Annotated in this window: 18 protein-coding genes and 1 tRNA gene; 6 read left to right on the forward strand and 13 right to left on the reverse strand. The window is 58.8% G+C overall.

Translation table 11 applies throughout. From position 1 onward, the window contains the following. The first annotated feature begins 132 nt into the window (after positions 1–132). Together malQ and glgP are read left to right on the forward strand one after the other, a co-directional pair. Positions 133–1650 carry a 4-alpha-glucanotransferase gene (malQ, locus tag JMJ97_RS04695; RefSeq protein WP_260699337.1) on the forward strand — a complete coding sequence of 506 codons (1518 nt, stop codon included), beginning with the start codon at positions 133–135 and terminating at the stop codon, positions 1648–1650. Between the two features lie 128 nt (positions 1651–1778). Continuing rightward, positions 1779–4046, forward strand: coding sequence for a glycogen/starch/alpha-glucan family phosphorylase (gene glgP, locus JMJ97_RS04700; RefSeq protein WP_260699338.1), 2268 nt, complete (start codon positions 1779–1781; stop codon positions 4044–4046). Positions 4047–4502: 456 nt separating this feature from the next. Here the strand turns inward: glgP and JMJ97_RS04705 are convergent, their stop codons facing one another. The 5 genes from JMJ97_RS04705 to JMJ97_RS04725 form a co-directional block, all read right to left on the reverse strand. Further along, positions 4503–5702 (reverse strand): ABC transporter ATP-binding protein, encoded by a 1200-nt coding sequence (locus JMJ97_RS04705; protein ID WP_260699339.1) that lies wholly within the window; start codon positions 5700–5702, stop codon positions 4503–4505. Positions 5703–5770: 68 nt separating this feature from the next. Continuing rightward, positions 5771–6610 carry a carbohydrate ABC transporter permease gene (locus tag JMJ97_RS04710; protein WP_148346643.1) on the reverse strand — a complete coding sequence of 280 codons (840 nt, stop codon included), beginning with the start codon at positions 6608–6610 and terminating at the stop codon, positions 5771–5773. After that, entirely contained in the window at positions 6610–7464 is an 855-nt protein-coding gene (locus JMJ97_RS04715; protein WP_055285610.1) for a carbohydrate ABC transporter permease, read from the reverse strand. The genes JMJ97_RS04710 and JMJ97_RS04715 overlap by 1 nt, the downstream gene beginning before the upstream one ends. Positions 7465–7551: 87 nt before the next feature. After that, positions 7552–8868 (reverse strand): ABC transporter substrate-binding protein, encoded by a 1317-nt coding sequence (locus JMJ97_RS04720; protein WP_195568732.1) that lies wholly within the window; start codon positions 8866–8868, stop codon positions 7552–7554. Between the two features lie 306 nt (positions 8869–9174). Continuing rightward, positions 9175–9894 (reverse strand): GntR family transcriptional regulator, encoded by a 720-nt coding sequence (locus tag JMJ97_RS04725; protein ID WP_260699340.1) that lies wholly within the window; start codon positions 9892–9894, stop codon positions 9175–9177. 229 nt (positions 9895–10123) lie between these two features. On the opposite strand from JMJ97_RS04725, the gene JMJ97_RS04730 reads away from it, so the two are divergent. The 4 genes from JMJ97_RS04730 to JMJ97_RS04745 all read left to right on the forward strand — a co-directional run bounded on the left by JMJ97_RS04730 (position 10124) and on the right by JMJ97_RS04745 (position 14870). Then, positions 10124–12574, forward strand: coding sequence for a PTS transporter subunit EIIC (locus tag JMJ97_RS04730; protein WP_260699341.1), 2451 nt, complete (start codon positions 10124–10126; stop codon positions 12572–12574). Between the two features lie 125 nt (positions 12575–12699). After that, a complete protein-coding gene (locus JMJ97_RS04735) occupies positions 12700–13713 on the forward strand; it encodes a polyprenyl synthetase family protein (protein WP_260699342.1) in 1014 nt (337 codons plus the stop codon). Positions 13714–13851: 138 nt separating this feature from the next. Further along, positions 13852–14757 (forward strand): peptidoglycan-binding domain-containing protein, encoded by a 906-nt coding sequence (locus JMJ97_RS04740; protein WP_022094145.1) that lies wholly within the window; start codon positions 13852–13854, stop codon positions 14755–14757. Positions 14758–14795: 38 nt separating this feature from the next. Then, positions 14796–14870: transfer RNA gene (locus JMJ97_RS04745), tRNA-Gln, on the forward strand. Positions 14871–15213: 343 nt separating this feature from the next. Here JMJ97_RS04745 and JMJ97_RS04750 read toward each other — a convergent pair. The 8 genes from JMJ97_RS04750 to acpS all read right to left on the reverse strand — a co-directional run bounded on the left by JMJ97_RS04750 (position 15214) and on the right by acpS (position 26818). Next, complete coding sequence (locus tag JMJ97_RS04750) at positions 15214–17397, reverse strand: hypothetical protein (protein WP_260699343.1); 2184 nt, start codon at positions 17395–17397, stop codon at positions 15214–15216. Positions 17398–17576: 179 nt separating this feature from the next. Then, on the reverse strand, positions 17577–19466 hold the full coding sequence (locus JMJ97_RS04755) for a carbon starvation CstA family protein (protein WP_260699344.1): 1890 nt from the start codon (positions 19464–19466) through the stop codon (positions 17577–17579). A 528-nt stretch (positions 19467–19994) separates the two neighbouring features. Beyond that, the gene (gene tsaD, locus JMJ97_RS04760) at positions 19995–22379 is read right to left on the reverse strand and encodes a tRNA (adenosine(37)-N6)-threonylcarbamoyltransferase complex transferase subunit TsaD (protein ID WP_260699345.1); all 2385 of its coding nucleotides are present in this window, start codon (positions 22377–22379) and stop codon (positions 19995–19997) included. Beyond that, positions 22366–22872, reverse strand: coding sequence for a tRNA (adenosine(37)-N6)-threonylcarbamoyltransferase complex ATPase subunit type 1 TsaE (gene tsaE / locus JMJ97_RS04765; protein ID WP_006235849.1), 507 nt, complete (start codon positions 22870–22872; stop codon positions 22366–22368). Before tsaE ends, tsaD begins: the two co-directional genes overlap by 14 nt. Positions 22873–22884: 12 nt before the next feature. Next, the gene (locus JMJ97_RS04770) at positions 22885–23505 is read right to left on the reverse strand and encodes a uracil-DNA glycosylase (protein ID WP_260699346.1); all 621 of its coding nucleotides are present in this window, start codon (positions 23503–23505) and stop codon (positions 22885–22887) included. An 8-nt stretch (positions 23506–23513) separates the two neighbouring features. Then, positions 23514–24659, reverse strand: a complete 1146-nt coding sequence (alr, locus tag JMJ97_RS04775; protein WP_035137770.1) for an alanine racemase — start codon at positions 24657–24659, stop codon at positions 23514–23516. Positions 24660–24661: 2 nt separating this feature from the next. Next, positions 24662–26278, reverse strand: a complete 1617-nt coding sequence (locus JMJ97_RS04780) for an NAD(P)H-hydrate dehydratase (protein WP_082222952.1) — start codon at positions 26276–26278, stop codon at positions 24662–24664. Then, positions 26279–26818 carry a holo-ACP synthase gene (gene acpS / locus JMJ97_RS04785; RefSeq protein WP_006235843.1) on the reverse strand — a complete coding sequence of 180 codons (540 nt, stop codon included), beginning with the start codon at positions 26816–26818 and terminating at the stop codon, positions 26279–26281. Positions 26819–26997: the final 179 nt, after the last annotated feature.

Genomic DNA, 26997 nt, shown 5'->3' on the forward strand with positions numbered 1-26997 from the left:
CGAAAATCGACCAACTTTTTTATCTTGCCTGTACATGTTTAAACAACATGTTTTACAATAGGCGTATCGAATCAGAACATCGGAGGCGGACTGCACACCCATCGGCAGGCCGACCCCACAACAAGAAGGTTGGTGAGCGCATTCATGGAGCGTGCAAGCGGCGTCCTCATGCCCGTCTCATCTCTGCCCGGACCATACGGAATCGGCGGCTTTGGCTGGAATGCCTACGACTTCGTCGATTTTCTCGCCTCGTGCAAACAACATTACTGGCAGATTCTGCCCCTTACGACGACCAGCTATGGCGATTCGCCCTATCAGTCGTTCTCGGCCCGCGCAGGCAACCCCAACTTTATCGACTTTGCCGAGCTTATCGAGGCAGGGTATCTGGAGCAGCGCGATATCGATGGCGTGTATCTGGGATCCGACCCCAGCAATGTCGACTACGGTGCCATCTTTGGCGGCCGCCGTCAGATTCTCGACCGCGCCGCTGAGCGCTTTGCTGCCGACAAGCCGGCCGATTTCGATGACTTTATCCAGGCCAACGAGGACTGGCTCATTCCCTACTGCGAGTTCATGACCGTCAAAGAGGAGTGCGGTCTCAAGGCGTTTTGGGAGTGGCCCGCGGAGCTCCGCACCCGCGGCGAGGCTTCCGCCAAGGTCTGCGCCGACCATCCGGCGCGTATGCTCTACCACCAGATGACGCAGTACTTCTTCGATCGCCAGTGGAGCCGCCTCAAGGCCTATGCCAACGAGCGCGACATTCTCATCATCGGCGACCTGCCCATCTATGTCTCGCGTGACTCCGTCGAGATGTGGGCGACGCCTGAGCTCTTTAAGATCGATGCCGCCGGCAATCCCGTGAGCGTCGCCGGCACGCCGCCCGACCAGTTCTCGGCCACCGGCCAGTACTGGGGCAACCCCATCTACGACTGGGACGCCATGGAGTCCGACGGCTTCTCCTGGTGGGAGGGCCGCATCCGTGCCGCACTCGACATGTACGACGTCATCCGCCTGGATCACTTCCGCGGCTTCGAGGCCTATTGGGAGGTGCCGTTCTCCTCGCCCGATTCGTCCTACGGTTCGTGGACGCAGGGGCCCGGCCTCAAGTTCTTCAAGACGCTCGAGGAAAAGCTCGGCACGCTGCCCATCATCGCCGAGGACCTGGGCTTCCTTACCCCCGGCGTCATCGACATGCGCGACAACTCGGGCTTCCCCGGCATGAAGATCCTGCAGTTTGCCTTTGAGGGCACCAACTCGTACTACCTGCCGCATAACTACATCGCCAACACCGTCGCCTATGTGGGCACCCACGACAACGAGACGGCGCGCGGTTGGTTTGAGGGAACGGCCACCCCGCGTCAACGTGAGCAGGCAGCCCTGTACACCCATCAGCAGGCCGGCGAACCCATGGCAGATGCACTCAATCGCACCATCGCCGCCAGCGTGAGCGACACGTGCATCTACACCATGCAGGATCTGCTCAACTTGGGCAACGAGGCGCGCATCAACACCCCTGCCACGCTGGGCGGCAACTGGACCTGGCGCATGCTCGATGGCGCCATCACCCGCGAGCTCGAGCACAAACTCACCGACTGGACCGAGACCTACTTCCGCATCCCGTCGGAAGCCGAAATCGAGCTTCCTCAATAGGAGCTACCGCGCCCAACCCCTCCCCACCGTGCGGACGCGCTTGCTTTTCCCGCGCGAGGCCACCCCAATCCCCTCGCGCGGGCTTCTTATGAATTGCAGACATGAAACAACCCATCACAGGAGAAAACATGCCCCAAATTAACCTCATGGAACTCGCCGAGCAGTCTTTTGGCACCTCGCTCGAGCAGCTCGACGACCGTCGCATTTACAAGCTGCTGGTCAAACTCGTGCAGGAGCGCTCCGCCGCCTGCCCGCTCAACAACGGCAAGAAAAAGCTCTATTACATTTCCGCCGAATTTTTGATCGGCAAGCTGCTCATCAACAACATGATCGACCTTGGCATCTACGACGAGGTTAAGGACCAGCTCACCGCCGCAGGCCACGACCTCAACAAGATCGAGGAATTCGAGGTCGAGCCGTCACTCGGCAACGGCGGCCTGGGCCGCTTGGCCGCATGCTTCCTGGATTCCATCGCCACGCTGGGCTTGACCGGCGATGGCGTGGGCCTCAACTATCACTACGGTCTGTTCCGTCAGCGCTTTGTCGACAACCAGCAGAAGGCCGTCCCCGACGAGTGGCTCGGTGAGCAGGACATCCTAGTCGACGATGACCGCTCCTACACCGTCGAGTTCGGCGATTTTGCCGTTACTTCCAAGCTCGTCAACATCGATGTGCCCGGTTACGGCCAGCCCACCAAGAACCGCCTGCGCCTGTTCGACCTGGCGAGCGTCGACGACGGCCTGGTCCCCGGCAGCTCCATCGACTTCGACAAGACCGAGATCGCCAAGAACCTCACCTTGTTCCTCTACCCCGACGATTCCGACGAGCAGGGCCGCCTACTTCGCATCTATCAGGAGTACTTCATGGTGAGCAACGCCGCCCAGCTCCTGATCGACGAGGCCGTCGAGCGCGGCAGCAACCTGCACGATCTGGCCGACTATGCCGTGGTCCAAATTAACGACACGCACCCCACCATGGTCATCCCCGAGCTCATTCGCTTGCTCACCACCGAGCATGGCATCGAGTTTGACGAGGCCGTGACCATCGTACGCTCCATGGTCGCCTACACTAACCACACGATTCTTGCCGAGGCGCTCGAGAAGTGGCCGCTCGCCAGCCTGCAGAAGGTCTCCCCTGCCATCGCCGACATTATCGTCAAGCTCGATGAGATCGCGAAGGCCGAGCACGATGACCCGCGCGTCGCCATCATCGACGAGCACGACACCGTCCACATGGCCCACATGGACATCCACTTTGGCTTCTCCATCAACGGCGTAGCCGCCCTCCACACCAAGATCCTGGAGGACACCGAGCTTCATCCGTTCTACGAGATCTATCCCAAGAAGTTCTCCAACAAGACCAACGGCATCACCTTCCGCCGCTGGATCCATGGGGCCAACCCCGCGCTCGCCAGCCTGCTCGACGATGTGATCGGCACCGACTGGCGCAGCACCGGCGATCTGAGCAAACTCGCCAAGTTCGCCGACGACAAGGACGTTCTTGAGCGCCTGGCCGCCACCAAGGTCGAGGCCAAGGCCATCATGCGCCAGTTCATGGCGCTCGAGCAGGGCGTGACCATTCCCTCCAACGCCATCATCGACGTCCAGGTCAAGCGCATCCACGAGTACAAGCGTCAGCAGATGCTCGCGCTCTACATCATCTGGAAGTACCTCGATATCAAGAACGGCAACAGACCTAAGCACCCCGTCACCATCATCTTTGGCGGCAAGGCGGCGCCTGCCTACACTATCGCGCAGGACATCATCCATCTGATTCTGACGCTGTCGCAGTGGATTGCAAACGACCCCGACGTGGCTCCCTACCTGCAGGTTGTCATGATCGAGAACTACAACGTCACCGCCGCCGAGCGCGTGATCCCCGCCGCTGACATCTCCGAGCAGATCAGCCTGGCCTCCAAGGAGGCGAGCGGCACCTCCAACATGAAGTTCATGCTCAACGGCGCCCTAACCCTGTGCACGCTTGACGGCGCCAACGTGGAGATTGTCGAGCTCGTGGGCGACGAGAACATCTACACCTTTGGTGCCTCGTCCAAGCAGGTCGAGCAGCTCTATGCCGACGGCACCTATGACGCCGGTGTGCTCTACCGCAAGCCCGGTATTAAACTGCTGGTGGACTTCATCACCAACCCGGCCTTTATGGCGACCGGCAACGCCGAGCGCCTGCAGCGCCTGCACGATGACATTAAGGGCAAGGACTGGTTTATGGCCCTGCTCGACATTGAGGAGTACATCCAGACCAAGGAGCGCGTGCTGGCCGACTACGAGGACCAGGACGCCTGGATGCGCAAGACGCTGATCAATATCGCCAACGCCGGCACCTTCTCGTCCGACCGCACCATCTCCCAGTACAACGACGAGATCTGGCACCTGAACTAATTCGCTTCCCTTACCCATCCTCTTGAGAAACGGAGTCGTGGCAACACGGCTCCGTTTTTTGTGCCCGCACGTTACCCTGTGACCCGACTCGACCAAACAATCTCAATCTGTAACAACTACTCAACCAAAACGGTCCCAGCTGTTACAGATTGAGACATACCGGCCCCTTCCCTTGGGTTTATCTCAGTCTGTAACATCTAGCAGCTGAAATTCACCTTTGGTGTTACAGATTTAGATGAAATGGTTAGCTCAGCGGAACCGTCTCGATCTGTAACATCTAACGTCCGAAATCGGCCCTACCCGTTACAGATCGAGACAAACGACCGGTCAGACAATCCCAACACAAAGAAAGGCTCCCCTCTCGCCCAGTGGACGGGAGGGGAGCCTTATATGTGACCGCGGCAAAAGGATGGCAATACCGCAGTCGCCCAAAGGGAGGGCCTGGATGCACCGGGCCTAGATAAGGTTCTTGCCAGAGACCTTATCGAAGAGGTGGGTCGCGTTCTTCTCGAACTTGAACCAGATGGTGTCGCCAGCCTTGAGCGCGCCCTTGGCCTCGAGGTCGACGACGGGGATAATCAGGACAAACTGGCCGTCGGGAGCGGTCACGTGGACATGCTCGGTCGAGCCCATGAGCTCGGTCACCTCGACGGTACCCTGGAGCGCGCCCTCCTCGCCCTTGTCGGCAAGCAGGATCTGCTCGGGACGCACGCCGGCCGTAATCTCCTTCACGTCGCCGCCGTTCCAGTTGAGGGCAAGCTGAGCGCAAGTCTCGGGGGCGAGCGCCACGTTCATATCCTCGGTCTTGACGGTAAAGCCGTTGCCCGAGCGCACCAGCTGGGCATCGAAGAAGTTCATCTGCGGCACGCCGATGAAACCGGCGACGAAGATGTTCGCGGGATGGTTGAAGACCTCCTGCGGCGTGGCGATCTGCTGGACAACGCCGTCCTTCATGACCACGATACGGTCACCGAGGGTCATAGCCTCGGTCTGGTCGTGAGTAACGTAGATGAAGGTGCCCTTGATCTCGTGACGCAGCTTAATGAGCTCGGCTCGCATCTGGTTACGCAGCTTGGCGTCCAGGTTGGACAGCGGCTCGTCCATCAGGAAGACCTTGGGGTCACGCACGATGGCGCGGCCGATAGCGACACGCTGGCGCTGGCCGCCGGAGAGCGCCTTGGGCTTACGGTCGAGGTACTCGGTAATGCCCAGAATCTCGGCAGCAGAGCGAACCTTGCGGTCGATCTCGTCCTTGGGAACCTTCTTGAGCTCGAGCGTAAATGCCATGTTCTCGTACACCGTCATATTGGGGTACAGAGCGTAGCTCTGGAACACCATGGCGATGTCGCGGTCCTTGGGCGCCACGTCGTTGACACGCTTGCCGTCGATGAACACATCGCCCGAGGTAATGTCCTCCAGGCCGGCGACCATGCGCATCGTCGTGGACTTGCCGCAGCCAGAGGGGCCAACGAGGACGACGAACTCCTGGTCGTGAACGGTGAGGTTGAAGTCCTCTACAGCGAGCACACCGTCCTCGGTAACCTTGAGGTTGTGCTTCTTCTCCTCGGTCTTCTTCTTTTTGCCAAAGAAGCCCTTCTTTTTTGACTCGTTGTTGGGATACACCTTCTGAACATGTTTGAGAACGATCTCGGCCATGTCTCTACCTTTCGATACGCGGCGCCGCGCTGAGGGGCGCCGCAGAAACTTGCAAAACAGTTACGGCATCAGCCCTTGACGGCACCTGCCACCACGCCGTCGATGATGTACTTCTGACAGAGGATGTACATGATAACGATGGGGATAACGACCATCATGATGCAGGCCATCATGGGGCCGAGCTCGACGTGGCCGTAGCCGCCGCGGAAGTACTGGATCAAGATAGGAATGGTCTTGTACTTGGTGGAGTCGAGCGTAAGGTAGGGCAGCAGATAGTCGTTCCAGACCCACATGGTCTCGAGGATGCCGACCGAAAGATAGGTGGGCTTCATGATGGGAAGGACGATCTTAAAGAACACCTGGACCGGGTTGCAGCCATCAATCATGGCCGCCTCCTCGATCTCGAGCGGGATGTTCTTTACAAAACCGGCGAACATAAAGACCGCCAGGCCCGCGCCAAAGCCGAGGTAGATAAAGCAGATGTTGAACGGCGTGTTGAAGCCGATGCGGTCCGCCAGATTGGACAGCGTGAACATGAGCATCTGGAAGGGCACGACCATCGAGAACACGAACAGGTAATAGAAGAAGTTCGAGATCTTGTTGTTGACACGAACCACGTACCAAGCGCACATGGAGCAGCACACCAAGATCAGCACGACCGACGTGACCGTGATGATGAGCGAGTACATAAATGCCGAGGCAAAGCCCTGCTCGTTAAGGGCGTGCATGTAGTTTGCGAGGCCGTTGAACGTCTCGGGCGTGAGCAGATCGAATGCCGTGGTGGTGCTGATTGCGGTCGCTTTCTTAAAAGAATTAAGCGCAATCATGAACACGGGGTAGATCCATGCGAGCGACAGGATCGTAAAGAAAATCGAGAGCGCGCGGTTGATAGCCTTATCGCGTTTCATTACTGCTGCACCTCCTTGGACCTCGTGGCCTTAAGCTGAATCATGGAGATAGCGACGACCAGGATGCAGAAGATAACTGCCTTGGCCTGACCGATGCCCTGCCATGCGATGCCAGCACGCGAGTAGAACGTGTTGTAGATGTTCAGGGCGAGCATCTCGGTGGAGTGTGCGGGAGCGCCGCCGGTAAGGGCGAGGTTCTGGTCGAACAGCTTAAAGCCGTTGGTGATGGACAGGAACAGGCAGATGGTGATCGTCGGCATCAGATTGGGGATCTTAACCTTCCAAAACGTCTGCCATGCCGTGGCGCCGTCGACCTTGGCGGCCTCGATGTAGTCGGACGGAATGGACTGCAGACCAGCGATGTAGATGATCATCATGTAGCCGACCTGCTGCCACAGGGTCAGGATGATAAGGCCCCAGAAGCCAGCAGCAGAGTTAAGGGCAATGAGCTGGGCGCCCACGTTGGAGAGTAGGCAGTTGATCAGAATCTGCCAGATGTAGCCCAGCACGATGCCGCCGATCAGATTAGGCATAAAGAAGATCGTACGGAAGATATTGGTGCCCTTGAGCGCTTTGCGGGTGAGCGCCTGCGCAATGGCGAGGGCGATCACGTTGATGAGCACCGTCGACAGGAAGGCAAACGCCACGGTAAAGAAGAACGACGTGGCAAACTGCGGATCGGACAGTGCGCGCACGTAGTTCTCGATACCGACAAAGTGCGTATTGTTGATGGTAATAAACTGGCAGAACGAGAGATAGAAGCCCTGGATAAAGGGGATCACGAACCCGATCATAAACGCCAGGCACGTGGGCAGCATAAAGAGCGGCCACCAGCGCTTGAGTGCTTTGCCCATAGAAGGGTCCTTTCAATATGCAGGGGGCGGGCAAACCAACGTCTGCCCGCCCCCTGTCGCTAATCAGATAGCTTGGGCAGCAACTACTTACTCGGAAGCAGCCTTCTCGGTCTTCCAGCCATCGACGAAGGCGTTCTTGACGCCGTCCCACTTGCTGTTGTCGGCAGCATAGGCGATCAGAGCCTGCTTGAGGTTCTTCTTCCACTCCTCAGAGGGGATGTAGACGAAGTCCCAAGCGACGGTCTTCTTGCCGTCCTTGGCCATGGCGACGGCCTGCTGCGAGAAGACATTGGTGGTTTCCTTGGCGCTCTTGAACGGGGCAGTCAGACCCATCTTGTCAGCGATGATGCTGGTGGCGGTGTCAGAAGTGACGCACCAATACATGAAGTCCTCGGTGGCCTTCTGGGCATCCTCGGAAGCCTGGGAGCTGACGCACCAGTAGTTCTCGCCGCCGGAGCACAGGCCCTGGTTCTCCTCGCCGTCGACACCGATGTAGATGGGCATCATGCCAATCTGATCGTCGGTCATGCCGGCCTTGACGAGGTCAGAGTAGGCCCAGGAGCCGTTCTGATAGAAGACGGCCTTGCCGGTTGCGAACTCGTTGGTGGCGTCGTCGCCGGTCTTGGAGGCAAGCTGCGAAGGATCGCAGGTGGAGTCGGTGATGTACAGGTCGAAAATCTGCTTGAAGTTGTCGAGATACTCGCCCTTGATCTCGTCGTCCTCCTGGTTGTGCTCCTTCTCGAACTCGTAGTAGAGCGGGAGGTTGGCGAGGTGGGTGGTGTAGCGCCAGCTGGAGGAGTCATCCATGCCAGCAGAAGTGAAGGCACCCTCAATGCCAAGCTCGTCCTTGCGGGCCTGGATGTCGTCGGCACAAGCCTTCAGCTTGTCGAAGGAGTTGATGTCCTCGGCCTTGTAGCCAGCCTTCTCGAGCAGCTGCTTGTTGTAGATGATGCCGTAGCTCTCCTGGACCCAGTCGATACCCAGATCCTTGCCATCGGACTGCAGAGCCAGGGAGTCGTCAATGAGCTCACCGCGGAGCTTGGTATCGGACAGGTCGGCGCAGTAATCCTTCCAGTTCTTAAGGCCGGTGGGGCCGTTGACCTGGAACAGGGTCGGAGCGGAGCTCTTGGACATCTCGGACTTGAGCTTCTCCTCGTAGGTGTTGGAGGCAGCGGTCACGATCTTGACCTCGACGCCCTTCTCCTTCTTATAGGCCTTGGCGATCTCCTTCCACTCCTTGTCGACCTCGGGCTTGAATTGGAGGAAGTAGACCTCGGCAGCGTCACCAGAAGCAGAGGAGCCGGAGCCGGCAGAACCACCGCAGCCCACGAGACCCAGACCAAGAACCGCAGCCGCGGAACCAGCAAAGCCCAGGAACTGCCTTCTGCTCATTTCGTTCTTCATTACAATCCACCCTTTCACACCGTGGCGGCACCCTTTGCCGCCGCCTTCGGAGATTGGCTCGGGGACTTTGCCCCTTTTGCTGATTTGTACGATACGCTATTTGGCTAGTTGTTTGAACAAGTATTACTAGAGCGGTAGAAAAACTTCGGTGAACGGTAATTTCAACTTGATACTTGACAAGTTTTGTATAAACAATTATTTGTTATCGAATGCAGAGAAAACGCCCGGTCAAGCCGATGCGTCGTCGGTTTGACCGGGCGTTTTCTCTTTGAGGGCATGAGTCTCGTCAGGCTGCGAGCTAGCCGGCTATCGCTTGGAATTGACGCGGTAATGGAAGATCTCGGGGTGTGTGCGAGTGTGCGTCACCTCAAACAAGATGCCATCCGAGGTGTACGACTGGCTCTCCATGACGGCGACACAGTTGTATTTGCCAAGGTCCAAGTAGCTGCAGTCCTCATCGTTGGCAAGCTCGACGCTCACTGTACGGCGACTCGCCATCACCTTGACGCCGCGTTTGTGCTCCAGATAGTCGTAAATTGACTTTGCGGCGATCTCGGGCGTCAGACCCTTGGCGATCGACTCCAAAAAGTAACCATGGTCTACTTGGCGCGCATTGCCGTTAAGGCTTCGGACACGCACCACGCGAATCAACTCCTCGCCCACCTTAAAGCCCAGGCGACGAGAGAGCTGCTCGGTGCAAATCAAATGCTCAAAAGACTTAACGTCCGTCGATGCAACGGCATTGTTGCGCTTTGCAAATTCGCCAAACGACTCAACTTCCTCGAGTGCGCCCAACATGTCGGTTTCGCCCTTAAGCCAAATAACGCGCACGCCCTTGCCGTGTATGGGCTGCACAAACATCCCGTCGGCCAGCATACCCAAGGCGCGACGGACGGTATTGCGAGTACATCCGAACTCCGCGGTCAGCTCGGCTTCGGTTGGCAGCATCTCCTGAAACGCATAGGTCCCATTAATGATGCGCGAGCGTATTTCTCGGTAGATTCCTTCGTATATCGCTTTTGGCATTGTTTCACCTCTACATTATTTATTTCCGGCTAGGCACGATAGCATTTCTTAAAGTTGTTTAAACCGAATATCGGTAAAGCGACAGGATTTAACCGTTGACGGTTTCTGTCGTGCCCAAATCGGTTTCGCTCAAAACTGCCGGCACAACAATCGTCTGGTCCTCTACAATGAATCCATTGTTTAAACGTTTCCCCACGCGCAACGCGCCTCGATATTCGGAAGGCAGAACATGCTGCAAAAAATCCAACGCTTTGGCGGGGCAATGTTCGCTCCCGCCATGCTGTTTTCTATATCGGGCCTCATGGTCGGCGTCTCCGCTCTCGCAACGACTGCGGACATCGTCGGCGATCTAGCCGTATACGGAACCCCTTGGTACGTTTTCTGGGCTATCATCCAGCGCGGCTCATGGACGGTCTTTAAGCGCCTCCCGCTCCTTTTTGCCGTAGCGCTGCCTATCGGTCTTGCCCAAAAGCAACCGGCACGCTGCTGCCTCGAGGCACTCGTGGCCTATTTTGCCTATTGCTTCTTTTTGAGCGAGATCATTAAGCTGAGCGGAGACAACCTTGGGCTTAAGTACCCGTCATCTTTGACCCCCGCCAACGGTATCACCGTCATCGACGGCATCAAGACGCTCGACACCGGCATTATCGGCCCGCTGGTGGTATCGGCAACCGTCGTCGCCATCCATGACCGCTTCTACGATGCCAAGGTTCCCGATTGGCTCGGCACCTTCTCGGGCTCCTCGCTGGTCTACCTCATCAGCTTTTTTGCCGTGTTTGCCCTTGCCGCTATCTCGGCCGCCATCGTGCCCTCCGTATACGCAATGACCGAAACGCTGCGCCATGCACTTACGAGCGTCGGACCCTTTGGCGTGGGCATCTTTGTGTTTTTGGAGCGAGCGCTCGAGCCCATGGGGCTGCACCACCTGCTCTACATGCCGATCTACTACGACAACCTGGTCATTAACGACGGCATCTACGCCACGTGGAGCAGCTTGCTCCCCATCCTCTCCCATAGCACGCGCCCCCTTAATGAACTTGCGCCGTGGGCCGGTTTTACCGCCACCGGCTGGGTCAAGCTCTTTGGCCTTCCCGCCATCGCAGCCGCGTTCTACTCCACCGCAAAACCCGAGCGCCGCGCCGGCCTCAGGGTCATCCTTGTTCCCGCCATCATCGCTTCGGTGGTTTGCGGCGTTACCGAGCCACTCGAGTTTCTCTTTATGTTCACCCACCCCGGGCTCTTTTTGCTCTACGCCGTCTTATCGTCTTGCCTTGCCACAGCCATGAATCTCTTTGGCATCGTCGGCATCTTCTCGGGCGGCCTCATGGAGATGGCAGCCTTCAACTTTATTCCGCTCATGCGCACGCATGCCGGTGCCTATCTTTTGGCACTCGGTATCGGCCTTGCCTTTAGCCTCATCTTTTTTGTTAGTTTTCGAGCACTCATCTTGATCTATGACCTTAAGACACCGGGCCGCGAGGATCATGTCGCCAATCGCGCGGCAATCGATTGTTTAACGGGAAGCGGCTTTGCCAAAGAGCAATCTCCCAATGACGAGGTCAATAGTCGATCCGATCAAGATCACGTCCTCGCTGAGCGGGTAATTCAGCTTTTAGGTGGCGTTGGCAATATCGTGGGCGCAACCAACTGCGCCACGCGCCTGCGCGTCGAGGTCGCAGACCCTTCCATCGTTGCAGATAACGCGTCGTTTGTCGCGGTGGGCGCCAAGGGCCTCATCATTACGGGCAAGACCGCCCAGGTGATTATCGGCATCTCCGTTCCCCGCGTTAAAGAGCATTTTGACCAGATCATGGGCCTCGAGCCGGAATTTGTGCCCACCACCTCGGCCTCCCCTGCCGCCAGCGCGGCCCATAAGCGCGGCAATATTTGCTTCTTCGATATCGACGGAACGCTCGCCTGGCAAGACCCCAGGCTCGCCCAAGACCTTCCCGAAGACGAGCGGGACCTCTCCCCCTATCCCAACGAGGCGGTTTCGCAGGCAATCCGCGAGTTTGTCGCCAACGGCAACATGGCCTTTATCTGCACGGGACGTACCCTGAGCTGCATCCACCCCAAACTTCTTGAGCTGCCCTGGACCGGCATCGTCTGTCTTGCGGGCGGTTACGCCGAGATCAACGGACACACAATTCGCGATCTGTCGATGACGCCCAGTATGCTGCAGCGTCTTGCCCCCTACCTTGAGCAATCGGGCGAGGTCATCCGCTTTGAGGGCCTCAACGGCGTCGTGCGCATGAGTGCCGATGCGCCCGATGCTCCCGGATACGCGCGCACCCTGGGCGACGCAGTCACGCAGCTGCAACATTACAGTGTCTACAAGATCTTGATGTCTACATCGCTCGCCAACCACATCGCTCAAGATAAGGCACTTGAGCCGCTGCTGTGCTTTAACGAGCTCGAACTCGAGGTAACCGAAATCTCGCCCCGCGAATGCACGAAGCGCGGGGGCATCCAGTCTGTACTCGACGCCCTCGATCCCCACCACGGAACCGTATACGGCATCGGCGACGCCAGCAATGACGTCTCGCTGATGAACGCCGTCGATGTCGGTATCGCCATGGGCAATGCACCGGACTATCTCAAGGATAAGGCCGATTACGTGACCGACACCGTCGATCACGACGGTGTCGTTGCGGCGCTCGAGCATTTTAGGCTGATTTAGGCACGCTCCATCAAACGCACGCCCGTTGTCCTAAATCGCCAAAACTGCCGCGCCAAACGCCTTAATGTGGCAATATGTTGTCTGCATATTGCATCAACGCAACCTCAGAAAGAATGCGAGAACCCGTGTCCAGTCCGTTTACCAGCTTTTTAGCCCAGCACTTTGACCAGATTAACGACTATCTGGCCACGTTCTTTGACGGACAGGCGACCTCTGCCGATATCGAGCGCTACCTGTACGCGCCGCTCTCGGCTTTTACGGCCAACGCCGGCAAGCGCCACCGCCCGCTTATCTGCATGCTCGCCGCAACCGCAGTGGGCGGTAGCTTTGAGAGCGCCCGCAGCGCCGCGGCAGCCATCGAGCATTTCCAGTCGGGCGCGCTGATCCACGACGACATCGCCGACAACGGACAGCTTCGTCGAGGCAAGCCCTGCATGCACCTTACCGAGGGCACGGGCCTTGCCATCAATTGCGGCGACCTGGCGCTCACCATGGTCACCAAGACGGTTCTCGACGACCCCACGCTGGAGTCCGACGTGAAGCTGCGCGTGCTCCACGAGCTTACCGAGATGATCGTCCGCACCATCGAGGGTCAAGCGCTCGACCTGGGTTGGGTCCGTGACGGGCGCTTTGATATCTCGGTTGATGACTACCTGGACATGGCGACGCACAAGACCGCGTTTTACAGCGGAGCCACGCCGCTTGCCGCCGGAGCCATTATCGGCGGCGGCAGCGATGAGCAAATCGAAGCGCTGCGCGCCTTTGGCCTACACACAGGCCTCGCCTTTCAGATTCAGGACGACCTGCTCAACCTTGTCGGCACTAAGGAAGCCGCCAACAAGGACTTCCGCACCGACATCACCGAGGGCAAGCGCACGCTTGTCGCCGTACACGCCCTCTCTGATGAGCGCCACCACGACGAGGTCGAGGCGATTCTTTCCTCAGGCACCGATGATCCCGCGCAGCTCGCACGCGCCGTGGAGATCTTCCAGGAGACCGGCTCCATCGATTACGCCCACACTTACGCGCTCGACCTGACCGCTAAGGCCAAAGCGGCCATCGAGAACGTTGAGCTTGATCCGCACGCACGCGAGCTGTTCCTCTCCATGGCAGATTTCTTTGTGGAGCGTCTTAACTAACGGGGGTTATAAAACCTGTCAGCAGCGTATTTAGGCACAACTTGCTACACTGTTGAGTGCATGTTTATGCATCCCTTTGCGTTGTCTATCCGACAGACGCTCAAATAGTACGAATGGTACGCCGAAAGGGGTTCGTTCATGGAACCTATTACAACGGGCATGCAAGGAGCAGCCGTCGAGGACGTGCAGTCTCGTCTCCTGCAGCTCGGCTACACGATTGATGCCGCCGAAGTCACCGACAAGTACTTTGGAGCCACCACTGAGCAGGCCGTCAGCACCTTCAGGCTCGACAGCGGCCTTGCTGCCGGTCATGCCGTCGATATCCCCTGCTGGAGCGCCCTTGTAGACGCTTCGTATAAGCTGGGCGACCGCACTCTCTATCTGCGCATGCCCAATTTCCATGGCGCCGATGTGCAGGCCCTGCAGCGCGCTCTCAACGTTTTGGGCTTTGCCTGTGGCGAAGACGACGGCTACTTTGGTCCGCATACCGAGGCCGCCCTGCAGCAGTTCCAGGAAAATGTCGGCCTGTTTGCCGACGGCATGGCCTTCCAGGACACCTACGCCTACATCAACCGCCTGCACCATGTGTGGGAGGGCAAGCCCTCGGTCACCGAAGCCGAGTCCCGCATCGGTTTTGCTCGCGCCGCCAACGTGCTCGAGCGCTTCCAGATTGCCGTTATCGGCGAGGACCCCATCGCACGCAGTGTTGCGTCGCGCATGTGGAATATCGCCACGGCAACGACCGACAACAGCGGCATGATGCTCTGCGACTCCGAGGTCCCAACCGACGTTGACCTAGTGCTCGAGATCGCAAGCGATGAGCTGCCCGCAGATGCAGCGCCGCGCGCCACGATCGCCCTCGCCGAGTGCCACAACCTGGCCCAGCGCATCCGCACTGCCAATGTCGCCGCGCAGCAGAAGCCGGCACGCATTCGCATTGAGCTCACGGGCATGACGCGCTACAACGGCACCTTCACGGCCAGCGACGCGCAGACACTCGCCGTACGCCTGCTCGATGGCGTTTGCGATGCCCTCGCAGATTAGGTAAACTAAACGAGTTGCTTTTGGGCAACACCACACATTGGGACGTAGTTCAACGGTAGAACTCCGGTTTTTGGTGCCGGCTGTTGGGGGTTCGAATCCCTCCGTCCCAGCCATTAAAATTGAGCGCCCTGAGCCCATAACGGCCCAGGGCGCTTTCTTGTGGGCATGCGGAGGGATTCGAACCCGCAAGGGTGCGGAGCTGAGGAAACGCGAAGGCGCCCCAAGCCCATTAGGACCAAGAGCGCCTAACATCAAGAAAATATCAGCCCAGTTCCGAAAAGCGAGCCGCATGCAACAACCAGGTAACCACAGGCCCCGGGAGAGCGGGGACACCGGCTTAGGTTTATCGCGAGTTCCGCACGAACAGGAGGCCACTTAATGTGGCCTCCGTCGTGAGCAGGACTGTAGAGCAGGAAACCTAAGCCGGTGTCCCCGCTCTCCCGGGGCCGGCGGAATTTAGTTATTCAGCATGCGGTCGAAGCTTCCCGAGTCGCCATCCCGATAGTCTGCGGTCATCAGAATCTCCTGCGGAATGCGCCCGCCCTCGCGCAGCACGTTGCGGAACTGCACGCGCGTAACCATGGGCAGATCCTTGATTGTCGCCGCCAGGTTCTGCGGCACGCCCTGGTTGGCAGCCGCGGGCTCGCACTCGCCGCCGGCCTTCACGCGACGCTTATGCTCGGCGAGCATAGCGCGATACATGCCGGCATGCAGGCGAATCTCAACCACATTGGCATTGCGAGTCTGCTCGACGATACGCGCGCCCTCGCGATCGATATCGCCCACGTAGTAGACGTAGTTAAAGCGATAGCCAATCTCGGCCAGATAATCGTCCAGGGCATGCGAGACGCTCGCCTTGCATCCGCCGCCAAAAATCACGCCGCCCACCTTGATGCCAAAGAGCTTGGCGTGCTTGCGGCCACGCAGCAGCTTGACGATCTCGTCGTAGGTGTCCAGGTTCTCGACCATAATGAACGGCTTGTCGGCTCCCAGCGTAAAAAAGCCCGTAAAGTGCACGGGGCGATTGGGGGCGACCTTGATCGCCTGCATGCTGATGCCCTTTTCGGTCATACGCCTGATCAGGCGCTCACCGTGCTTGCCGTCAAAAGCCTTCTCGTCGTTAAAGATCTGGTAGGCACGCTGGCGGCGCGAGGCAACCGGCGTATCGGCACCTCGGTTCTGCTCGATCCAAGCCTGGATGATTGCGATTTCCTCGGCAATCTTGCGGTTGGACATCTCGTTGTGCTGAGTGCGCTGCGGAGCCTTTTTGCCGTCCTTGCCCTCGACCTTTACGATCTGTGTCTGCTGCTCCTTAATCTTGGAGAGCGCCATTGGCGTGGGAACGACCTTGAGCAGCTGCCTGCCTAAAACGCGGGCAAGGGCAAACGCCGAGACCTCGCCGTGGACGGACGACTTGGGCTGCTGGGCAGCAGTATCTGCTGCGGCAGACTCCGGCTTCTTCTGAGACTTGCGCTTAGAATCGCCCTGGGAATTGCGCTCGTGCTTCGGCATAGACGCCTGCTTCTGCGGACGAACGGACTTGCTCTCCTTCGCCGGCTGGCGCTTAGGCTGCCCCGAAGAAACCTCGGCCTTCGCATCCTCGTTCTGCGGCGTGGTCTTCTCGGTTGCAGTCTCGGCATGGGAACTGCGGCCCCCACGATGGCGACGGCGGCGAGGCTTGCTCGACGCGCCCTGCTCCGCCTGCTCATCAGTAGGCTGCTGGCCCTTGGCCTCGGCATCAACCTCAAGCTGCGGCTCAACAGGCTTCTGCTCGCGAGCCGCCGGCTCAACGGTCTTCTCGTCCTTCTCGCCCTGAGTGGTCGAAGCCGGCTCGCTCTTCTCCTGACGCCTTACGGGATACGCGCGCCCCGCAAAACCACGTCCGGGACGGCATGAACCCGGAGCCTTCTTGGCAGACTCCTCAACATCGTCTGCAACCTCAGAAGACTCTTCAACCTCACGCGCGGCATCCTGCTGTGCAGCCTTAAAGTGAGCACCGCGACGGCGCTTGGGCTCTTGGGCCTCCACGGGCTTTTGCTCCTTCGTGGGCTTCTGCGACTCGGCAGCAACCTCGGTCTCAACAGCCTCGGCATCCGTCTCACCCTTTTGAGCAACGGCGCGACGGAAGCGCTCCTGCTGGGCGCGGCGCTGCGCATCGCGCTTGCCACCCCCGCCAAAACCGCCGCGTCCTGCCTTGGCCGTAAAGGCACGCACGACGTTCTCATCGAGCAACTCATCGGTATCGACATGCTCACGCGGGGCAACTTCTTCCACAGCAGGCACGTCAGCGGGATCCTCGACGACAAAATCCTCGACGGACTCGGCAGGCTGCTCCTGGGCATCGCGAATCTCGGCATTGATGGTATAGAACGCCGGGCGCCCGTTAATGCCGCTACCCTCGATCTTGGTAACGATTTTTGCCGCGATAAGCTCATCGCGCATCGCCTTGGTATCGCACTCCTTATCCACGGAGCGGAAGATTTGCGCCAGCGCGCTCGACTTGATCTTGAGCGCCTTGCGGCAGAGCAGGTCGTAGGCAACCAGCTTTGCCCGCTCGGCAGAAAGCGACGTTTGTCCGCTCAGACGCTCAGCCAGAGCATCGACATTTTGTTGGTTATCGGAATATACCGTCTTGGCCACGGGGCCCCTTTCATATGCACACATATACGTCCATATGGTACAACGCGCGCCGCCATCCACGCAAAACATCTGCGAGAACACCCCGGCATCACCCTTCTTTACAAAAAAGGCCGGGCCCGCGTTCTGCGGACCCGGCCTTTCCGAGTCATAGAGATGGAGGATTCAATCCGTCCAATCGACTAAGCCTTGGCGGCCTCAGCGTCGGCAGGAGCCTCGGCGGCAGCAGCGCGACCATACTCGGCCTTGCCCATCTCGGACCACTCGGGCTCCTCGTCGGGCATGGAGCCGGCCTCCTTGCCGAAGAACTCCTTGAGGCAGTTGACGGCAACGATGAGGCCCAGGACCATCAGCAGGACGGCAAAGACGAGCTGCAGGCCCTTGGTGGCGGCGACGGAGACGGCAGCCGTGGTGGCGGTAGCCGGGATGGTACCGAAGAAGCCGTAGGCCTGGACGGCGGTCATGCAGCCCATGGCGCTCTGGACCAGCGAGGTGAAGGTGCAGCAGAGCAGGAAGACGACGGGCACGTAGAGCATCCAACCCTTGCGGCCGGTGCACTTGCAGAACACGGCGAGGGTGATCATGGTCATACCGCCGAGCAGCTGGTTGGAAGCACCAAAGAGCGGCCAGATGTTGGCATAGCCACCAAAAGCGAGGGCGAGACCAGGAAACAGGGTGACAACCGTGGCGAACCAGGGGTTGCCGAGGACCTTCATGTAGCCGGCCTTGGACTCGATGGCCAGGGCGTCGTTGGTCTGGGCAAAGAACTCAGAGAACGAAGTGCGGGCGATGCGGGCGACGGCGTCGAGCGAGGTCAGGGCCAGAGCGGAGACGTTCATGGTCATGAAGACGGTAGCGAGCGTGCCGTCAACACCGAAGGCCTGCATACCGCGGGAGATGCCGGCGGCGAAGATCTGGAACGGGGTGGAAGCGACACCGGCGTTGAGAGCGCCAGTACCGGCGGTGTTCATATCGGAGAACATGATGCCGGCAACGATGATGGCAAGGATGCCGACGAAGGACTCGACGATCATTGCGCCGTAACCGACCTTGACGGCGTCCTGCTCCTTCTCGACCTGCTTGGAAGAGGTGCCGGAAGAAACGAGGCTGTGGAAACCGGAGAGAGCACCGCAAGCGACGGAGACGAACAGGACCGGGAACATCATGCCGGAGGCAGTGGAGAAGCCGGTGAAGACCGGAGCGGTGATAGTGGCCTGACCGTTGACGCCCAGGACGACGATGCCGAGGACAGCGCAGACGATCATGACGATCATCATGATGGAAGTGAGGTAGTCACGCGGGGTCTTGAGCATCTGGATGGGCATAGCGCCAGCGAAGACCAGGTAGACCATGACGACGGCGAACCACTGGAACTTATCCAGGTAGACCGGAAACTGCATACCGACGGCGAACATGAGAACCATGAGGACCACGCCGGTGACGAACTCGGCAGCGCCGGTGAGGTTGAACTTCTTCTGGGCCCAACCAAAGGCGATAGCGACGAAGGTGAACAGGATGGAGATGGTACCAGCGCAGCCGGCGGCATAGGACTTGGTGAAGTCGATGGCACCGGTAGCAGCACCAGAAGCGTCAACGGCCGGGGTGAACATGAACGTCTTGCAGACCATGTCGGTGAAGGCGGCGATGACGATGATGCAGAACAGCCAGCAGAACAGCAGGAACAGGCGACGGCCGGTCTTGCCGATGTACTTCTCGATGAGCTGAGCGAGCGACTTGCCGTTGTTCTTCATCGAAGCGTACAGGGCACCAAAGTCGTGGACGGCGCCAAAGAAGATGCCGCCGACGAGGACCCAGAGCACGACGGGCAGCCAGCCAAAGGCCATGGCGACGATCGTACCCGTAACAGGGCCAGCACCGCAGATCGAGCTGAACTGGTGCGAGAACGCAGTGAAGGCGGAGACGGGCGAGAAGCTGTTGCCGTCCTTCATGCGCTTGGCCGGCGTGAGGGCCTCTTTGTCAACGCCCCACTTGTTGGCCAGCCATCGGCCATAGCCCAGATAGCCGCAGGCGAGCACCGCCGCGGCCACAACCATGAGCAAAACTCCGTTCATTACATTTCCTCCTCTAAAAAGAACTTCCCAGACATAAAAAAATGAGGGCCGTCGGTTGCGCTCGACGGCCCTCATCTTCATCAGCCGCCCGTTATCGTACGGGCTAGCTGTATGTGCTAACCCGCATCAGATAATTACTACGCTGATAATGTTTAGCTGATGCGTGAACATGTCTAAGAAATCCTCTTCAATCATGATGCGAACGATCCGTGCGTGTTCACATCCCCCAGTGGTTGAAAAGGAGTATGAAACTTTAGTTGCCTAAAGTCAACGCAAATTTGTAATGAATTTTCAACTTTTTTGGATTTCTCGGTATTAAACGCCACTGACCTCGGACTTTACCCCACGACAGTTTTTGCATGAGAGATGCCCCTGAGAGCCGCGGGAGCCGGGCGGCGCATATGAACTTTCCTGCTCTACAGTCCTGCGCAAGACGAAGGCCACATTAAGTGGCCTTCGTCTTGCGCAGGACTGTAGAGCAGGAAACCTTATATCCGGCCCCTCCGTCCGGGGACCGCGCCGCACCAGCTACAACGTCATGTTTGGATCGGCGTCGACGTCGAACGGCGAGATTTCACCTCGGTCGAATTTACGGCGGGCGACCTCCGCGATCATGGCTGCGTTATCGGTACAGGCAGACAAGGGCGGCACCGTTACGCGAATCCCCTGACGCCCAAGCTTCTTGATCATCATCTCGCGCAGATGCGGGTTGGCCGAGACGCCGCCGCCGATGCAGTATTCCTTACATCCGGTAGCGTGCAATGCGTTTTTGGCCTTCTTGTACTGCACGTCAAAGACAGCCGCCTCAAACGAAGCCGCCAGATCGGGCAGGTGAATCGTGCGCCCGGCCTTGGTCTCCTGCTCGATGTAGAGCGTCACGGCCGTTTTAAGACCCGAAAGCGAGAAACGATAGTCTCCCCTGCTGTTAAGCGCACGGGGGAAATCGATCGCGCGGGGATTGCCCGTCTCGGCCAGCTTGGAAATGATGGGGCCACCGGGATAGCCCAGGCCCAGCGCCTTGGCCACCTTGTCGAAGGCCTCGCCCACGGCGTCGTCGAGCGTCTCACCGAGCACCTCGTAGTCGCCCCATGCCTTCACGTGCACGAGCATGGTGTGCCCGCCCGAGACAAGCGTGAAGATGAACGGCGGCTTGAGGTCGGGCTGCGCCAGCAAGTTGGCAAACAGGTGCCCCTCCAGATGGTTGACGCATACGAGCGGCTTACCGGCAGCGTAGGCAAAGCCTTTGGCAAAGGCAACGCCCACCACGAGGGCGCCCACCAGGCCCGGACCCTGTGTCACGCCCACGGCGGCAAGCTCGCTGGGGGCAATGGCTCCACCCTCAAGACCAAGCGATGCTGCGGCATCCTCGAGCGCCGCATCCACGACACTCACAATCACCTCAACGTGTTTGCGCGAGGCGATCTCGGGCACCACGCCGCCAAAGCGGGCATGAAAATCAATCTGTGTCGACACCTGGTTGGCCAGCATATTGCCATCCGCATCGATAATCGCCACGGCGGTCTCGTCGCAGGAACTCTCGATAGCGAGCACTAGGCGGCGGCGCTCAATTTCGGCACGCTCCCCCTCGGAGCGCCCAGGCGCAGGCAGCGGCCATACGCGCTGCTCTGCCGCCGTCGGCTCGGGCGAAGCATTGTCGACCGGAAGCACCAGGGGCAGCGGAGCCGTCATGACGATGGCATCTTTGCCAACACCGTAGTAACCGCGGCGACGGCCAGCCTCGGTAAAGCCCAGAGCGTTATAAAGCGCGATCGCTCCCTCGTTGCCGTCCTCGACCTCGAGCGAAGCCGTGGTGCAGCCGAGCATCTGGGCATCATAGCTCACATGCGACAGCAGCTTGCGGGCAATGCCCTCGCGGCGATGTGCCGGGTCGACGGCGACATCCAGAATCTGCACATCACCGTCCACGACCATACCGCCGGCAAGGCCCAGCAGCTTGCCGTCGTCGTGTGCCACCCACCAACTACGCGGCGCAGCGACGTCCTCGCCCAGTTCGGACAGGAACATGCCCGGCGTCCACGCCTTGTGTCCGGCACCTTCAAAGCAGGCAGCCTCTAGCGCGCTCGCGCCCTCGGCATCCGCCGCGCCCATGGGACGGAACTGCAGATGACGACCGGCGAGCTCATCGGCAACGCCCGTAATTTCGCTCTGCGCACTCTCGGCAAGACCAAGACGCTTGCGCTCGTTTTCCTCGGCATCAGAAAGGCGCGTGTAAATCGGCAGGACGCGAGCCGGATCGCCGTCACCCGCAGCGTGCGCGAGCAGCAACCCCTCGCCCGAAGGCCACCACAGGTCGCGCTCCACGCAGCGGGCGGTCTCGTCCTCACCCAGCAGCTTGCCATAGCGCACGAGACCGTCACCGGTCAGCTGAACCTGGTCCCAGTCCGCTGCTTGGCGCCACTCATCGAGCGCCACGGCGGCCTTGACCACGTGTTCGCGCTCAAATTGACGCTCGGGACCCTCATCGACCAGCATATACAGCGCCGGATATACCTCACCGCGCATAGCATCGGCCAAGATACCAAGCTTGCCGCGCACGCCAGCCTTCCACGCCGTCCAAGCGCAAGCGTCGAGCGTCGACACGCCCAGCAGCGGAACATTGGCACCGCGCGCGAGGCCCTTGGCAGTGGAGATGCCGATGCGCACACCCGTAAACGACCCCGGGCCGCGGCCGACCACGTAGTAACCAACATCGCTGCGATCCAGACCGGCTTGAGCCAGCACGCCATCAACGGTATTCACGAGCTCAACGTTGGCGTGACGGCGACACATGTGGTCGCCACTCACGAGCTTCGTCTCGCCCGTCTGCCCATCAATCCAGCTTGCCGCGCAGGCAAGCATGTCGGTCGAAGTATCGAGCGCCACCACCAGCGCGTTGTCGTTATGCAAGCTCATCTTGTACAGCCTTATCAATCAAATGGGAAAGCTCCATTGCGCGGTCACCGTGCGCCTCGAGCGTTATCGTTCGCACATCGCTGTCGCCCTCATCACGCTTGAGCGTCACCGAAAGATACTCATCCGTCAGCTCGTCTTGGAATTGTTCGCCCCATTCCAGCAGGCAAGCACCCTCATAGCCCAGCACATCGAAAATGCCCGTATCCTCGAGCTCGTAGGCATGCTCCAGGCGGTATAGATCAAAGTGAAACAGCGGAATACGACCTTGATCGTGAACGGCCATGAGCGCAAACGTAGGGCTCGTAACCATATGCCCATCGCCCAGCCCGCGCGAGACGCCCTTGGTAAAGTGAGTTTTGCCCACTCCCAGGCCACCGGTCAGGATGAGCACATCGCCGTCCTCAAGGCACGGTGCAATTAGCTCGCCAAAGTACTCCGTATCGGCAGCGCAAGTCGTTTTGTAAGTACCTACCCCCAGGCGCTCCAGGGACATATATGCTCCTTATTATTCCGAGGCGTCCTCTGGTGCGGGATGTCGCTCCAGATAGTCGCCCAGCATCTTAAAGTCTTCCTCCAACAGCTCCTGCCACGCCGGATTGCGCAGCGCTGCTGCCGGATGGAACGTGGGCATTACTACAAAATGCCCCATCTGGTGGAACCTGCCGCGCAGCTTAGTAATGCCAATCTCGGTCTTAAGCACAAAGTGCGTCGCGGGGTTGCCGAGCGTCACGATAATATCGGGCCAGATGCTTCGAATCTGCTCACGCAAAAACGGCGAGCAAGCCAGCACTTCCTCGGGACGCGGATTGCGGTTTCCCGGCGGACGGCACTTAAGCACGTTGGCAATGTAGACGTCTTCGCGTTTGAGCCCCGCCAGCGACAAAATGCCGTTGAGGTCCTCGCCTGCCGCCCCCACAAAGGGCTCGCCCTGCAAATCCTCATTGCGGCCCGGCGCCTCACCGATAAACATCACGCGAGCGCGGGGGTTTCCCACGCCAAACACGATATTGTGACGCGACTGGTAGAGCTGGCAGAGGTGGCAATCGCCCAGAACGGCCTCAATTTCCTCGAGTGCGACCTCACGTGGTGCCTGATGGGTATAGCCGGGGATGTGCATGACGCCCATGGCGGCTCCTACACGTAGACCTTGTCGAGACGCATGCCAAAGCCGCAGGCGACCTCGTAGTTAATCGTTCCGCGCAGTCGGGCCATCTCGTCCATAGTGATCTCGGCATCGCCATCGCGGCCGACAATGATCATCTCGTCACCATACTCGGCCTCGGGAATCTCGTGTGCCGGGTTGGACTGAATGGCGACCATAAACTGGTCCATGCAGATATTGCCAACCTGATGCACGCGCTCGCCGCGATACAGCACATCCATACGATTGGAAAGCGTACGCGATAGGCCGTCGGCATAACCAATCGGCAGCGTGCAGATCTGAACGCGCGTACGCGGTACGCGGTAGGTAAAGCCGTAGCCCACGCCCTCACCCATCGCAGGGTGTGCCACGCGCGTCACGCGCGCATGGACGCTCATAACGGGATCAAGCTGCATCACGCGGCCACTCAGCTCGCACGGCTGCATGCCATACAAGCCAACGCCGGCGCGAATCATATCAAAATGCATCGAGGGGTCGAGCATCGAGGACGGCGTGTTGGCGCAGTGCACGATACCGCACTCAAAACCCGCATCCTTAATGGCCTGAACGGCCTCGGTAAAGCGCTGACACTGCAGCTTGTAGTCCCAGCCCGAAGGTTCATCGGCCGTGGCGAAGTGCGTAAATACGCCGTCGCACTGAATACCGCGATGGAAATTTATACCGCGGACAAAGTCGAGCACCTGCGTGTAGTGAACGCCGATACGATTCATGCCCGTCTCGATGGCGAGATGATACTTGCCCACTTTGCCCGCCGCGACGGCGCATTCGCCATACGCAAGAGCAAAGTCAGACGTATAGACCGAAGGCATGATATCAAACTCGAGCAACGTCGGAATGGCCTCGATAGGCGGCTCGCTTAGGATGAGGATGGGCTTCGTAATCCCGCCCTGTCGGAGCTCAACGCCCTCGTTAACCGTCGCCACGGCAAACATGTCGGCACCAGCCGAATACATGATCTTGGCGCACTCAACAGCTCCATGACCATAAGCATCGGCCTTGACCACGCAACACAAGCGCTGACGTGGATTCAACAAGTTCTTATAGGCCCTCGTGTTGCGACGGAGCGCCCCGCGGTCGATCTCGACCCAGGACCAGCGCGTCAAATCGGCTTTATTCATGATTAGTCATCCGACCCTTCGTCCATGATTCCCAGATCTTCGAGCGCATCCTTTGCTGCCAGCTCCATGGCAGGACCAATCAAGTCGATAAGATCGGTCGCGATAACGCTCTTCTCACCATACTCCGTCGCCGCGGCAAAACCGGCGTAGCTGTGAAGTGCGACGGCGTACGAATACAGCAACTCCCAACGATCCATCTCGTCGCGCATGGTGGCAAGCGTGCCGGCCAAAATACCCGCGAGAACATCACCCGAACCGGCAGTTGCCAGAGAAGCCGGACCCGAAAGTGGCAGCAGCACACGCTCAACGCCACAGATAGCCGTCGTCGGCCCCTTGGCAATGACCACCAGATTGTCGGAGCCTGCAGCCCAGACAACCTTCTGCGCGGCTGCAATCGCGGTACCAAGGTCGTTCACCTCGTCACCGGCAACCAGACGCGAAAGCTCACGATAGTGCGGCGTCATAACCAACGGCTGCTCGCGACGATACATCTCGGGGTTACTATCAATACCGTCAATGGCAATCTTAGCAAGGCAGTTGAGTGCATCGGCATCCAAAATAAGCGGTACATCAAGCTCGAGCAAGCCCGAAACCACCTGCATAGCGCCGGCAGACGTCGTCATACCGGGACCGCACAGTACGCAGCTGTACTTCTTTGCAATCTCGCACACCGTCATGCGCGCAGCGGCGCCAAAGGAGCCGCGGGAATCAGACGGAATAGCAAAGACGGGAATCGAAGGAAGTGCCATGCGAATAAGATTAGCGCAGGCGTCAGGAGCCGCGACTGCCACGTAACCAGCACCCGCGCGAGCTGCAGACTTGGCCGCCATAATGGCAGCACCAGGATATTGTGCAGATCCGGCGACAATAAGCACAGAGCCACGGGAATACTTATCGATATTCGTAGGTAGTGGAGCAAAGTAATCAACTAAGTCACCGGGCTCGACAATCTCGGCGGCGTGGTCGACATCATCGATGACCTCGTCAAGACGGTCGTAAAGATTGCCGCAGATCAAATCGCCAGCATACTCAGGACCATCAGCGCTATACAGACCAATCTTGGGCGCAATCATCGTCACCGTATGCTCGGCACGAATGCAGTCGTCATCAACAACGCCCGTCTCGGCATTCAGGCCCGAGGGAACATCAATGGATACGACACAATCGGCGCATTCATTGACCGTAGGAATCCAGATGGAGAACGGCGCACGCAGATTTCCGTGGAAACCGGTACCAAAAATGGCATCGACAACAACATCGGCCTTATCGATCAAAACCTCGAGTTCGTCACGCGAGGGGCCGACGCAAACGTGCACATCGCGGCCGGCAGTACGACGAGCAACATGACGTGCCAGAGCAGCAGGAATCTCATCCGGCTCAACCGGAGAAACGATATCCACGTCCACACCCTTATGGCTCAGGATATCGGCGGCAACCCAACCGTCGCCGCCATTATTACCAAAACCGACCAGAACGAGAACCCGATCGGGATTGAGCTTCAAGACCTCGTTGGCGGCAAACTCACCCGCTAGCTCCATAAGCTCGGCCTTCGAAGTCCCTTCGCGTTCGATGATATCCTCGAGACGAACGACTTCTTCGGTACTCAAAACCGGTTTCATCTATGCTCCTAGCGTATCTTGCGAAGCATCGCCCAGGTGCTCCGTCAATGCTGAATTCTGCAGCTGCTCAAGCTCATCTAAAACAGAGCGAGCCTCTTTAAATGTCTGCGCTACGCGTTTCTTGGTGCTCACCTTTTCCTCTTTTGGCTTAGGCCGAGCATCTTCGGTAATCGCGATGGCATTCGCAACGGCCAAGTCTCCTGTAAGCGTAATGGAAAGAGCGACCTCAACAACACCCAGTTCTTGAGCGATCTCGAGAGCACGGCCCGAAAGCAGCGCCTTCGGTTTGCCGAGTTTATCACGCGTTACCGAAACATCCTTGCGACCCACGCCTTGACTAAAACCCGTGCCGAGAGCTTTAAGCACCGCCTCGCGCGAAGCAAAGCGGCTCGCATAGTGAGCAGCGGGACGCGATGATGCATCGCAATACGCACGCTCTTCTTCGGTAAACACACGCCGAGCAAACGACGGCGTCTTTTCAAGAATTGATTTCATACGGGAAATCTCGACGATATCAACGCCGATACCAGCTTCAGCCATGTTCACCTCCATATCGCACAGACTAAGTTATTGTAGCCCGTTCACAGAAGATGCGACAAACGAGGGTTATAAAACACAGCTACTATGTGAGACAAAAAGCCCGTAAACGCAAAAAAGGGGGAGACCGCGAGGCCTCCCCCTTCTCAGTTCAAGCGCACGGCTCGGTGCCGTCCACCGGT

This window comes from Collinsella aerofaciens, from assembly GCF_025289055.1.
Lineage (GTDB): Bacteria > Actinomycetota > Coriobacteriia > Coriobacteriales > Coriobacteriaceae > Collinsella.